Source organism: Streptococcus iniae (assembly GCF_030732225.1).
Taxonomy (GTDB): Bacteria; Bacillota; Bacilli; order Lactobacillales; family Streptococcaceae; genus Streptococcus; species Streptococcus iniae.
In genome coordinates this window covers 352,457-366,601 of sequence record NZ_CP132230.1, presented here as the reverse complement: position 1 = coordinate 366,601, position 14,145 = coordinate 352,457, and the positions used below count along the sequence as shown (strand labels likewise).

The 14,145-nt window shown below is 38.4% G+C and carries 10 protein-coding genes; all 10 read right to left on the bottom strand.

Annotated features, from left to right (window positions below; genetic code table 11):
* Positions 1–45: 45 nt before the first annotated feature.
* Positions 46–1,428, bottom strand: a complete 1,383-nt coding sequence (gene gmuD / locus Q9317_RS01885) for a glycoside hydrolase family 1 protein (protein ID WP_003100709.1) — start codon at positions 1,426–1,428, stop codon at positions 46–48.
* 9 nt (positions 1,429–1,437) lie between these two features.
* On the bottom strand, positions 1,438–2,769 hold the full coding sequence (locus tag Q9317_RS01880) for a response regulator transcription factor (protein WP_003100708.1): 1,332 nt from the start codon (positions 2,767–2,769) through the stop codon (positions 1,438–1,440).
* Positions 2,770–4,407: a sensor histidine kinase gene (locus tag Q9317_RS01875; RefSeq protein ID WP_003100706.1), complete on the bottom strand. Its 1,638-nt coding sequence runs from the start codon at positions 4,405–4,407 to the stop codon at positions 2,770–2,772.
* A 1-nt stretch (position 4,408) separates the two neighbouring features.
* Positions 4,409–5,011 (bottom strand): DUF624 domain-containing protein, encoded by a 603-nt coding sequence (locus tag Q9317_RS01870; RefSeq protein WP_016355811.1) that lies wholly within the window; start codon positions 5,009–5,011, stop codon positions 4,409–4,411.
* Positions 5,012–5,138: 127 nt separating this feature from the next.
* Positions 5,139–6,608 carry an ABC transporter substrate-binding protein gene (locus tag Q9317_RS01865; protein WP_003100702.1) on the bottom strand — a complete coding sequence of 490 codons (1,470 nt, stop codon included), beginning with the start codon at positions 6,606–6,608 and terminating at the stop codon, positions 5,139–5,141.
* Positions 6,609–6,710: 102 nt separating this feature from the next.
* Entirely contained in the window at positions 6,711–7,628 is a 918-nt protein-coding gene (locus Q9317_RS01860) for a carbohydrate ABC transporter permease (protein ID WP_003100701.1), read from the bottom strand.
* A gap of 8 nt (positions 7,629–7,636) precedes the next feature.
* Positions 7,637–8,566 carry an ABC transporter permease gene (locus tag Q9317_RS01855; protein WP_003100700.1) on the bottom strand — a complete coding sequence of 310 codons (930 nt, stop codon included), beginning with the start codon at positions 8,564–8,566 and terminating at the stop codon, positions 7,637–7,639.
* Between the two features lie 174 nt (positions 8,567–8,740).
* Positions 8,741–10,633, bottom strand: a complete 1,893-nt coding sequence (locus Q9317_RS01850; RefSeq protein WP_003100699.1) for a beta-N-acetylhexosaminidase — start codon at positions 10,631–10,633, stop codon at positions 8,741–8,743.
* 9 nt (positions 10,634–10,642) lie between these two features.
* Entirely contained in the window at positions 10,643–11,500 is an 858-nt protein-coding gene (locus Q9317_RS01845; protein ID WP_003100698.1) for an ROK family protein, read from the bottom strand.
* On the bottom strand, positions 11,497–14,145 hold the full coding sequence (locus Q9317_RS01840) for an alpha-mannosidase (protein ID WP_003100696.1): 2,649 nt from the start codon (positions 14,143–14,145) through the stop codon (positions 11,497–11,499). Before Q9317_RS01840 ends, Q9317_RS01845 begins: the two co-directional genes overlap by 4 nt.

The window sequence follows — 14,145 nt, the reverse complement described above, 5'->3', positions numbered from 1 at the left end:
GTAATGACAAATAGCAAGGATTTACTGTTTTGCCTTAAAGCTCACTTAGTCGTCAAAACCGTTTTTGTCACTGACTTCTTTTAGCCAGTATCCTGATTTTTTGATGCGGCGCTCTTGTGTTTCAAGGTCTAAAGCAACCAAGCCATATCGGTTTTTATAGGCATTTAACCAGGACCAGCAATCAATAAAGGTCCACATGAGGTAGCCTTTACAGTTAGCCCCGTCTGAAATTGCCCGGTGGAGGACTTTGAGATGATTTTTAACAAAGTCGATTCTATAATCATCTGCAATCATTCCATCTTCTTGGAAAGCTTCTTCACCTTCAACACCCATTCCATTTTCGGTTAGGATCCATTCAATATTTCCATAATTGTCTTTGATGTTTTGGGCAATGTCATAGAGGCCTTCTTCATAAATTTCCCAACCCCGATGCGGGTTTATTTTGCGCCCTGGCATATCATAGGGTTCAAAATACCAGTTGGGCATAAAGGCTTGGCCTTGATCTGGTTTTTGGTTTGGTGCCTTGACCCGTAAGGGTTGGTAATAATTGACTCCTAAAAAATCAACCGTATTTTGGGAAATAAGGTCACAATCACCTGGGTCATAATTTGGCATTAAGTGGTGTTTTCTTACTATTTCCAGTAATGCTTCAGGATAATGCCCTTTGACAGATGGGTCTAGGAAGGATTTGGCCTGAAAGAGTTCCGCAACTTTTGCCGCTTCCAAGTCTTCAGTTTCTTGGCTTCTAGGATAGGCTGGGGTTAGGTTAAGGATAATGCCGATTTTATGCTGAGGCAACATTTCATGACAAGCTTCAACAGCTAAGGAACTTGCCAATTGGGTATGATAGGCAACCTGAACAGCTAATTTAGCATCTACTTTATTTGGGTAGTGGTATTGGTAAATGTAGCCACATTCCACATGAACAATCGGTTCATTAAAGGTAATCCAATCATCTACAAGGTCTCCAAAATTCTCAAAACAAGCTTTGGCGTAATCTCTAAAAGCATAAACTGTCTCTCTGTTTTCCCAACCTCCTTTTGCTTCTAGAGCATAAGGCATGTCAAAATGATAGAGGTTAACCATCAGGCGAATCCCTTTGGCACGAATTTTTTGAAAGACCTGACGGTAAAAGATAAGTGCTTCCTGATTAAGGTCACCAACACCATTTGGAATTAAACGCGACCACTGAATAGAGGTTCTAAACATGGTGTGTCCTGTAGCCACTAATAAATCAATGTCTTCTTCAAAGTGCTCATAAAAAGTAGAGGTTCTTTCTGGACCAATCTTGTTATGGAATTTTTCAGGTTCAAGTGAGTACCAATAATCCCAATTATTATCCCCTTTTTGGTCTCCTGCTATACGGCCTTCTGTCTGAGGGCCTGAGGTTGATGTCCCCCAATAAAAATGTTTTGGAAAGTGATACATAGAATCTCCTTATTTAGTGTCTTCTAATGACTGTTCATCTTCAAGTGTTTTGTGATGACGATGAGTTAATTTTTGTCGGTATGATTTAGGGGATTCTCCGCAAATCCTTTTAAATATTTTGTAAAAATAACCTAAATTGGTGTAGCCAACTTGAAAACATATCTCTTCAATACTTTGGTCCCCGGTCATTAAGTGCTGTTGGGCCATCTTAATACGTTTTCGATTGAGCAATTCTGCAAAGGTTGCGCCTGTCTCTTTTTTGATAATTTGTCCTAAATAAACCGTATTGAGAAAAAGCCGTTCACTGACTTCTTTTAAGGTCAGTTCAAGATGGTAATCTCGGTCTATAATAGTTAAAATTTCCTCAACATGTTTATTAAAGCTCCTACTGTCTCCTATTGTTTTGAGATGGTTTAGTGTGATGCTTAGTAAATCCGTTAGCCTTGTAGTTGCTTCTACTTTAAGATGATAATCTTCTAGTTGCAGTTGATCTAGCTGTTGAAAATGATGGTAGACCGCTGCCATGACATGATTAAAAAACTGTTTACTTAGGTAAACTGCCGGAGTTAACTCTTTTAAGTCATCAACAATTGTTAAGAGTTCACTTTCAAGCTTGTGAACTTGCCCCGACTCTAAAAGCGGTAGGAGTTGTTCATAAAATGAATGCGTCCTAACGTCTTTGCTTTCTGATAACTGCCCATAAAAAAGATAACGTTCCAAACGTTCTAAGATCTCTGGCAATTGACTTTGAGCATCCAACACTTCCTGATAGTCACTTTCTTGGTGGCAATCTTTGCTTGTAAAAGCCACATAAACAGGCTGATGATTAATTAACATGTCTAAGCTTTCAAAACCTTCTTGTTTTTGCAAGGAAGCAAGAAAATAGGTCTTTTGACCTTCCGACAAGAGGCTTTGAACAGGCTCTTGACCCTTTAAAACCTTTTGCCATAGGGCATTTTCGTTGGTTTTTTCCTTAACTAGTGCCTGTAAAAGCTGTGCTAATTCTTTTTTATTAATAGGTTTAACCAAATAATCTTTGACTCCCAATGAGATTGCTTGTTTGACATAATCAAACTCTTGAAACCCTGACATCATAACATAGGACGTCTTGCTAGACAGTTGCTTCATTTTTGTAATCATTTCAAGACCTGTCATCTCTGGCATACAAACATCTGTCAAGACGATATCAACAGCATGATTAGCAAAATAGGCCAAAGCAATTTCTGCATTTTCTGCCGTTTCAATATGAGTGATGCCAAATTCTTCATAAGGTAGGAGCTTTTTCATGCCCTCTAAAATCATGTACTCATCGTCAACAACAAGCATGCTAATCTGATTCATTTAATCCTCCTCACTAAAAACACCTGTTATAGAAATGGAATAGGTAACTCCGATAGCTTCTGTTGAGTGCAAGCTAATCTGATACCTGTCCCCAAAATAAAGGAGTAGTCGTTCATGAACATTCACTATTCCAATTGATTTTAATTGCTCTTGATTGAGTACCTGTCTTTGTCCAAGCAACTCCTCACAAGCTGATAGGGTGTCTTTGGTCATTCCTTTTCCATTATCTCTGATTAAAATCTCAACAGCATTTCCTTGACGTGATACCTTAACACTGATGGCATTATCCATGCGTTTTAAGTCCACACCGTGAATAAAGTAATTTTCAACCAAAGGCTGTATGCTAAAGCGTGGAATCTTGATATCTTCACACCCTTTTTCAATCTGATAGGAATAAGCAATTGAGCGTGGGTATCTGATTTGGCAAATGTAACTATGCTTCTCACAAAAAGCCAATTCCTCTTGCAAGGTAGTCTCTTTTTTCTGAGAAATACTCCCTCGTAGCAGGCTGCTAAACTCATAGAGCATATCTGCCAAGTCATCCATTTCTTTAGTGACAGAATACATTCTAAAGAATTCAAGAGTATTGTAGAGAAAGTGTGGGTTAATCTGCGACTGCAAGGCTCTCATATTAGCATCTTGCTGGGCTAATTCAAGTCGATAAATATCACGAATTGAATGGTCTAAAGAGTCCAACATGTCATTAATCTGACTGGAAATCAAATACATTTCTTGTTGTTTGTTGTCAGTATTGATTCGAATACTATTATCTTGGTCTGTGATTAATTGCATGGTATCAACAAGGTCTGTAACTTGCACTTGATAATGGTGAAAAACCCTACGTAAAACTAGCAATAAAATACCAATAAGAATGGCACTAACTAAGTAAATCAGAGCTGTTAGTCGGCCAACTTCTTTTAAGATGTAATTCTTAGACAAACCAACTTCTATCAGCAAATCACCACTGTATTGATAAGCCAAACGGTCTTTTTGACCAATTGATTTGCGTTTATAAAATTGTCGGTTTAAGGTATCTTTGATGCTTACTGCAACCGGCAATCGCGTGCTCTGATCAATTATTTTTTCAAGAATACCATCGTCCACCCTAATATAAAAGGTCCCAAGCAGTGTCAGACTTGAAGCATCATAAAGATTAATTGGAAAACTATTGACTGGTGCTTTATAGTCCTTAGAAGAAATCAAATAGCCTGACTTGAATTCATCTGTTGACACAAGGACGCGCTTTTCATTTGCCATGGCCAAGTCAACACCCGTTACAAAGGGCAGGTTACGGTAAAGAGATCTGATAGTGTTATGAAAAGAGACATTTTTGACCAAAAACAAGGGATGGTGCAAGAGCCAAGCCTCGTACTCTGAAGGACTCATTTGGAAATACCTGTTGATGCCTTCAATTTTGTCCTTGTCTTGTGAGATATCAAAAATCTGGCCCTTAACTTGTTCAGAATAGCCGTCCAACTCATTTTTGACATTTTCCAAAACCAACTGCTGACTACTTTCAATACTTTGATTATAATGCTCCCAGTTGATATAGGATAAAACACTTGCAAAAAAGATAATAATGGTAATAACCAAATAAGAGTAACTTTTTAAGAGGGTATGAATGAGTATCTTCTTCATATCACAATCCTTGCTTTGAGACTTGTTTGTAAATCGGCTCCAAAATATCAAAGGTAAATATCAGCCAAAAAACAGGAAGAAAGACCACTAAAACTAAAGGTAAGTGCCTTCCAATAACTAGCAAAACAACTGTTCCTAGTAAGCATTTGCAAATAGACAGCCAGTGAAAGAAAATGGCTATAAATGACAAACTAAGGGCATCTTTCAATTTAAAATCATAATAGACTTGTAATTTCAAATAGACAGCATAAAAACTGGCTAAAAAAAGACTGGCTAACAGAGTCATGATTAAAAAAAAGTAGACCACAAGGCTGGGAGTCATATGGCTAAGCCCCCACAGGGTATATAAAAGCCCAAGTGCAATCATCGCAACAATCAAAAACACGCTGTTGCTGAGTTTAAAAGTCGATTTAAATTCTGCAAAGGCTTCTGAAAAGGTGTATTTTTCAGCAGCTGTTCTATGCTTATTATACAAGGTCATTAGGCTTGCATTGGCTGGACTAAAGCCCAAAAGAAAGAAACCACTTATAAGCAAGACCACATAAATCATGCTGAGTTTCATTACATAATAGACCCAATGAAATAGTTTATCAATTACTGTCATTTCTTTTTTTCCTATTCTTTTATGTCCCACCATTATATCAAAAAGAACCATTCTTGAACACGTTTCCAAAAAAGAAGCCCGGCTTCCTATTCTATCAAGAGGAAAGTACCGGGCACCTTTAATCAACTTATTTTTTAGCTAGGAATGCATCGTATTGTTTTTGCATTTCTTTCATGACTTTGGTATAAGCTTCTTCTTTGTTCAATAAATCCATCAATTCAGGGATTGATTTGTCAGGGTCTACTGTTCCTGTATGAATGCTTGCATTGTATTGATTCATAATATTTTGAAGACGTGTAATTTCAGTTTTAACAGGATCTGTATTGAAACTGAATCCTAAAGCTGGAGATTCAACAGCTTCTTTTAAGACTTTTTCAGATTGTGCAACGTCTGCATCTGTTACATTTTCTGTACGGTAAAGAAGTTGGCTGTTACCAGTATTCCAAGCTGGCATGCGTGTGTCATTTGAATAGCCTTTGAGCAATTTAATGGTATCTTTTTTACCTGGTACTTTTTCCCAGTTTGTTCCTTCTGGACCAAATACAAGACCATTAAGAAGTTCTTTGTTTGTGTTCAAAAGTGTTAACACTTCCATTGCTTTTGCTTTATTTTTTGAAGTGCTTGAAATAACGAAGTTAGCTGCTTGTACTGAGCCACTTGTTTTATAAGCATTTGTTAGTGGGCGTGACACAATTGGGAAACCTGCAACAGTTGTTAAGAGGCTATCACCTAAGTCAGCTGGACCTTGAGTTTCTTTACGAACAAACCAGTTTGGTACTGAGAGTTTAAATTCAGCATCACTTGTAGCAACATCTGAAGGAATATAGCCTGCTTTATAATAATTATGAACTGTTTTAAGGTGTTTTTGGAAATGAGGCACTTCATACTGGTTCACAATCTTAGTTGGGTCCCCTTCTAAGTCAACTGCAAATGGCATGATATCACCTAGAATATAATCAAAGTTATCTGATACTTTTGTTCCTTTGGTATAGGCCATAGGCGTAACTTTAGGTTCTTTTTCTTTAATAACAGCTAACATTGGTTCTAGATCTTCATAGGTTTTAACAGATGAGATGTCAAAATGATACTTGTCAACGAGTTCTTTATTGAAGGAGAACATCTGTTGGTTAGCGATATTTCCGATAACTGGAACAGCATAGATTTTTCCGTTTACTTTGTTTCCTTTGATATAGGCTGGGTCAAGGATGTCATAAAGGGCCTTACCTTCTTTTTTGTAAAGATCAGTCAAATCAGCATAGGCACCTTTTTGTGCGTTAATGGCATAATTGTAAGAAAAGGCAATGTCATACTGTTCTCCAGATGATGTCATAATGGCCATTTTATCATTATAGTCACCCCAGTTAATAAACTTAATGTCCAGATGAGCTCCAGTTTCTTTTTCAATGATTTTATTGGCATTTTTCATCAAGGTATCAAAGTTTTTAGCTGGTTCTCCAATTTGATACATTACAATATTGGTTTTACCATCTTTGGTTTGGCTATTTTTTTGCCCTCCTTTTAATCCTGAACAAGCTGATAGTGCAAGAATTGATGATAGCGCCATCGTTGACATTAATACTTTTTTGCAAGTTTTCATTGTGTTACCTTTCTATGTTTAGTTATAAGAGCATTGCAAACGGTTATATAGGATTTATGATAAGTTCTTCATGCCTCCCTCCCTAGGATGGTTAGTAACTTTCTACTCTTTGACACCTCCAATCGTTAATCCTTTTACAAAATAACGCTGGAAGAATGGGTATAGACAAGCTATTGGTAAGGTTGATACAACAACAATAGCCATTCGGGTTGCCTCTTTTGGTAAAGACCCTGAAATACTAGAAATTTGAGCCCCTGCTGATATATTTTCTGAGAGGTATTCCATGTTGGATTGAATCTTCATTAATAAGTACTGCAAGGGAACTAAGTTATCACTTTGGATGTAAAGTAAGGCATTGTACCAATCATTCCAAAATGCTAAGGCTGTAAACAAGGAAATAGTCGCAATCCCAGGTAGGGTCATTGGTAAACAAATCTGGAAGAAGATACGCAATTCACCTGCACCGTCCATGCGAGCAGATTCAATAATTGATTCTGAGATGGTTTTTTTGAAAAAGGAACGCATAACCATGATGTTAAAAGGGCTCAAAAGCATTGGTAGAATCAAAGCAGCCACTGTATCTTTCAAGTGTAAGAAGGTGGTCATGATGATATATGTAGGAATGACCCCTGCACTAAAGAGCATGGTTACCAAGGCCATCATGGTGAAAAAACGACGGTACTTAAAACTTCGTCTCGAAATGGCATAGGCATAGAGGGTTGTAAAAAACACATTCAAACTTGTTCCAACGATAGTAATGAAAACTGTAATAAACAAGGCCTGTAAAATTTGCCCGCGGAGTTCGTATAAGTATTCATATCCCGAAAAACTTAGTAGCGATGGCCAGAAGGAATAACCTTTTGTCATCAAACTGGATTCATCGGTAATGGAAATAATGATAACAAAGATAAAAGGAAGGATACATGATAATGCAAACAATGCTAAGAGAACATTGAAAATCACATTTGTTTTTTTATCAAAAACATGTAATTCAACTGACTTAATTTTCTTCTTTTTCATGGCGACTCCTAAAATAGTGCTGATTCTGGATCAAGTCGGCGGACAATGAGATTGGTTGTTGTTAGAAGCAAACACCCAACGACGGACTGATAAAGCCCCGCTGCGGCTGCCATCCCTATATCACCTGTTCCTGAAATCCCGTTATAAACATAGGTGTCTAGTACTTGCGTCACATTATAAAGTGTTCCAGAATTTTTAGGGATCTGGTAAAAGAGACCAAAGTCGGCACGGAAGATGTTACCAACGGCTAAAATGGTCAAGATGGTTATTAATGGAGCCAATTGTGGTAAGGTTACATATCTGATTTGTTGCCATTTGCTAGCCCCATCAATGATAGCTGCTTCGTGATAAGTGGGGTCAATCCCCATGATACTTGCGTAATAAATGATACTATTGTAGCCAAGCCCCTTCCAAACTCCTAGAAAGATAAGAATGAAGGGCCAAAAACTCGCTTCATTATACCAGTTGATTGGGTTCATGTGGAAAGAACGTAATATATTGTTGAATAAACCTTTATCAGGACTTAAAAAGGCATAAACAAAGAAACTAATAATAACCCATGATAGAAAATAGGGGAAGAGGGTTGTTGTTTGAAAAATTTTAACCATCTTCTTAGAACGCAGTTGGCTAAAAACAATGGCTATTCCTACTGCAAAAAACAAACCTAATAAAATGAAGCCAATGTTATAGAGCAAGGTATTACGTGTGATAATGTAGGCATCTTTTGATTGGAAGAGAAATTTGAAGTTTTCAAAACCAACCCATTTGCTATGCATGACACTGTCGACAAAGCCTTCTCCTGTAATCCTAAAGTCTTGGAATGCCACAACATTTCCAAATACTGGAATAAAGAAGAAAGTAATAAACCATAAGACACCTGGTAAAACCATGAGGAAAAATATGGCATTTTGTTTCAATACTTGTATTCTTTTGTTCATAGTCTTCTCTTTCTATGTAAACCTTTACAATACTAGTATACTTATCTTTATATTATCTGTTAATAGCCACATTATAGGCAAAATTCTACAAATTATAGTTTCAAAAAAGACTTCTGTCGCCAGAAGTCCTAGATTATTGATAAAATCACTTTGTCTTTGTTTTTAATTCTTTTATCAGGTGGTGTAGAGGGTTGATCCTGTCACCAGTAATTGCCACTGATTGGCTGGGATTGCCTTATACTCACTCGGAAGACACTGATCACTGTACTGAAGAATGGGCACTTCTAGCTCTTCAATTGCAGGAATCACTCCAAGTAAATAATCTTCAATCCGACTAATGGCTCGGTCAATTCTTGCTCCAAGCCCCCCTAATCTGATGTCAATGGTATCTAAGCCAAAAATTTTATTCTCAAGCAACCACTGATGACTATGAGCTTCTCTAAAATCTTCTAATAAGATTTTTAGGTCTGATAACTGCAAGCAGGCTCTTGCCAACTGCTCCTGCTGATTCTCCTTGTAGGCACTTCTAATGTTTTGTGTGACCGTGATCTTCAGCGCAAGCAAGTGACAGAGTTTTTCTTGAGTCTCAAAGAGATAAGCATATGGAGAGTCCTTTTCTTGAATATAGGCTAGTTTTTGCGCAGCATCAAGATAATGCTTGCTATCAAGGCTACTGTCTAAGTGATTCTGTAAAAGTGGACACAAAATGTCTTGGTATAAAAGGTAACGGTTAGGGTTTATGCCACTTTGCTCTCGAATGCCATGGCTATGGGGATTGCTAGGCGTTAAATTAGCTAAATCAATTGCCATAAAATCACTCAAGGAAAGATTAAACAAGAGGTGACAATGCTTATCCATAAAATCATAGCTATCGGTGTAAGCTAACTCAGCCCAAGCTAAGAGACTTGGCAGCACTGAAAAAGCTGACGCTTCTGCCCCATTATCTCCCCAAGCTGTGATCGTTACTTCTTGAATCTGATTTTTCTGGCAAGAGGCATGCGCTTTAGGGGCAATATAAAGGCTGAAATCATTGTCAGGAGTGTAACCAATCCACTTCCAAGCCCCACCTGCAAAGGCAATATCTTGACCTAAAGACTTGTGCCGCTGGAAGCTCCTGTCATAGTTTTCTTCTTTTGTCTGGTAGTAATCCCAGTTGATTACGGTCACCCGTTTCATGACTTTGGTCAAATAAGCTGATAACTCTTCATCGATAAGCAAGCCATCTTCACTTGCTGAAATCAATTGGAAAAACATATCACTCCACATGCTACAAGTAAAGCCATATTTATCAGCAATATCAAGCACGCGCTCCAAATGTTGACACATGATCAGGCTCCTATTTTGAAAGCCATTTTGCCTCAAATAGCTGCCTAATCCAATTTGAAACGCTTCATCCATACCAATATTGATTTTTCGTGTTTCAAGCTGAGACATGGCTTCAAACATCTGATCAATCAAGGCATAGGTTTCGTCTTTACCACACAAGAGAATATTATCAATATCATGTATTTGTCGGATGGCTTCTTGTTCCCATCTCACAAATGAATGCAGGTGGGCGAGAGTCTGGATACAAGGGATAAAGGTCATGCCATAGGCCTGACACTCTTTTTCAATTGTTTGAAGTTCTTTGCTACTATAGGCCCCTCTAAAATAGCCAAAATAAGGTTGGTCTTTAATCTGATAGGTATCTTCCATGTAAAGTTGGAAAGAGGAGTAACCCATTTGAGCTAAGAGGGCTATCATTTGTTTTGCGGCTTCAACTGTTAAGACGGCATTGCGTGATACATCCGCCATGAAGCCCAAATCCCTATAAGCAAAACTTTCGGAAATCGTAAGGTCTTCAGTAGTGTTTTTTAATTCCCGAGCCAACAAGAGTAAGCCTCTAAAAACCATGTGGGCCTTGGGAGCAAGAATCCGATAATTGCCTTGATTTTTACTCACCTGTAAACTGTTGACTTCCGGGTCAACACTAACCTGTAAATGCCCTTCTTCTATGCCTAGGTGAGCTGCCGTCTGTAAAATTTTCTCTTTTGACATATCAGCTGCTAACTTTAGTTTAAGTGTCATAAAATCCTCCTACTGGAATGTGTTCATATAGGCTCCAATTAAATTGGCATCCTGATGATAATGACAAGCTGCAATTTCTGGAGCCACCGGAAAACCTTCATAGTTAGCTGTCAATTGTTGCAGCTCTTCTTTTAGTTGGTTAATAAAGTCAGGGTTTTGACTGATGCCACCACCAATAAAAATCATTTCTGGGTCGCAACAATAGTAGAGATTCATCATGCCAATAGCAAGGTATCTTATCATGCGATTAATGGCATTCTGACACGTCTGATCGCCATTAGCAGCGGCTTCAAAAATCTTACGGCCAGTCCATCCCAAATCCTTATGAGACTCCTTGGTTACTTGTCTGACAAGACTTCCTGTAGAGGCTAATTGTGACCAGTTTTGAATGGGCTTTTGACTAGAATCCACAATCATACAGCCATATTCTCCTGCGAAAGCCTTTGGTCCAGCAATTAATTTACGGTCAATCACCAGTGCTCCACCTATTCCTGTACCACATACCACACACATAAAGTTCTTAATCTCTTTACTGATAGCCAGTTGACTCAAACCCACACAGTTGGCATCATTTTCAAGGTAAATAGGCAAGTGATAATCAGCTAATAAGTCATACCAAGACGGCCCATGGATATAAGGTACTGCACTAATCCCCATAATCTGCCCACGATCTTTATCAATTGCTCCTGGGAAACTAAAAGAAAGTGCATCTACCTTTTTTCCCTGTAAACAGTCAGCTATAAATGCTAACAGGCCTTCTAATTCCTTAGGAGTTGGCACTTCTTTTTTATCCTTAAGAACCAAATCTTGTCCAATTAAGGCAAATTTAAGACCTGTTCCACCAATATCAAAACATGCGACCTTCATAGACTATCCCCTTCAATGATTTCTGTTCTGATTTCTTGACCAGCCATGACTTTTCCTAATTGACCAATGCCATTTTCTAACAAATCTACTCCTCTGGCCTTATGCGACAAGGCGATTTTTTCTTGTGACAGATTGAAATAACGAAGCAAACTGTCTTTGCCATCTTCTGATACTTTCAAGGATGTGACACATAATCTGTCATCAGCAAGCACTGGGTGTTCTATGCAAGTTGCATCAGCTGGTACAGTTCCCTGATGTTGTGAGACCTGTTTCAAAATCAAATCTGTCTGAAAGGCCTGTGCTTTTTGAATAGCTTGATAAGTATCATTTGGTGCATGCAAGTCAATTGCAAACTCCAGAGTGAAGTCTCTTAAACACTGAGCATCTGGTGTTGGAAAATAACCCCAATCCCCCAGTTCTCCTACTGCACGAAGAAGGGTTAAAGCAATCTGACGGTTATGAAGAATTTCATACTCAAATAAACCTTTGCTTGACAGGGTCATGGCGTGTTTGTCATTTTGCAATTGAATAAAACTGCGATGCCGCTGTGGATTACTTGGATTTTCCCAGTTGGAATGTGTATGATTAGGCCTTTCTACACGCTCAAAAATTGAATCCGCATAGTGCTTGTCACTACTAATAGCAAAATCAAAAATAGCACGTAAGCGATGGTCTTTCATCTGATTATCAAAATGACAACGACACTCTAGTCTTTCTTGCCCTTCATAAAGGATCAATTCTGTTTCAATAAACCATTCTTTAAGATCCCTTTGACGTTGTGATTTCCGGTGTCGAAATTCAATTAACCTTTTTTGTTCATCTCGTAAACGGTCTTGCATTTGACTTGGAATCATTAAGCGATGACAAACTCTTGCCTTGGCTAGTTTTCCATATGATTCAAGCATCTCAAAGTTCACCAGCTCAGAGAAAATGGGCTTCTCATTTTCTGGTGCTTTAAAGACATATTCATTACCCAGATCGCCGCAATCTTCAAACTGTAAAAAGTTCGGGTAGCTTTGCCCGGTAGATTTATTCTCCCAGACTAATTCCCCTTTTTCATTAGGGTATATTCTAAGCAGAGCATTCTCTAGCACTTGACTTGCTTTAGGGCTTTCTTTAGGGTTTTCCTTGTCTTTTTTTAATTGATAGCTGCGCCATGAGAAGGCCGCTAGGTCTTCAACGACAAAAGTAACCTTGAGTTTACGGGCGAAATTGGCAGAGCGAAAAGCATCTTTGGGCAGGTAATAGTTAAAATTCACCCCTAAATCCTCAATTTTTGCGGCAAGTCGTTTGTTGTCTGAGCTATAAAGTGCTAAGTCTGACACATCCACTTGTGCCATCGCTTGATAGTGTTTTTCCAGTTGCCCATCACGGAAATCTTCTTGTTCAACAACCAATTCCAGGCTGACTTCTTGTGTCTTTGTTTGAGCACTGGTGTTAAAAACGGTTAAGGCTAATGGTGAGAGATTTTGGGAATCCAAATCTTTTTCCCAATTTTCCAAAAGTCTTTGGCAAAGAAAGTTTCCAACTTGTTGCACCTTTTCATAACGTGTTTCCATTTCACGGTGAACAGGATCAACACTGCAACCACAAATACTATCATGAGGAGCATTTTGAAGGAGGAGCTTCCAAGCATAACGCAACTCATCTTTAGGGTAAGATTGTTTTGTCATCACAACAAGGGGCTCTACAATTTTCTCTAGCAGATTTTCTGATGTGTTGTGGGCTTGTTTCAAATAAATTCGGGTTGAAGCCGTGTTAGCTAGTGTGTACCATCCGTCAGTTTCCTGACTAATTAATTCTCCTTTGACTTTAGATAACTCTGTTGTGATATCCTCTTTTACGGCACTAATATAGTCTTCAAAAGAGCTGTGTTTAAAGTCAATATCAGGATAAAGTTCCTGAGCTAAGGCTATGGCTTGGCTGAGATTTTTTTGAACAGGCTGATGGTCACAACCATTCATCAGTAAATAATGTGATGTGGAGGCATACTTCCTGACATCTCTCAACTTGATATCCCAAAATTCTTTAGCTGCTTCTTTTTCAGCTGGAATTTCATTGCCGTTACTATACCAGTTGGCAAATAAGATGCCTAAGACTTGACTACCGTCTGCTCCTTGCCAAATCATTTCAGAAAAATTGGACTGGAAATGATCATCAGATAAAACCTGGTTATCAAAGCCAACAGGTTTAACACCACGGCCAAAAAGAGCCACATCAACACCTGATTGTTTTAACAATTGTGGAATCTGGCCAGCATTGCCAAAAGTATCTGGATAATAACCAATCTTTGGAGCTTTCCCCCATTTCTGACTATCTAGATGACCAATTAAATGATTTCTAACATGAGACTCTGAACTGATGAGGTAATCATCTTGAAGAATATAAAAGGGACCAATAATGAGTTTGCCTTGGTCGATGTATTTTTGCAGACGGTCTTTGTTTTGTGGTCTCATTTCCAGATAATCTTCAAGAACAATGGTTTGCCCATCTAAGTGAAAACTCTTAAAATCCGGGTCTCGGTCAAACAAGTCAAAAAGATCATCAAACAATTCAACCAAACGCATCCTGTGTTCTTCTAAAGGAAGATACCACTCCCTATCCCAATGGCTGTGAGAAATAATATGTACGGTTTCTTTTACCAT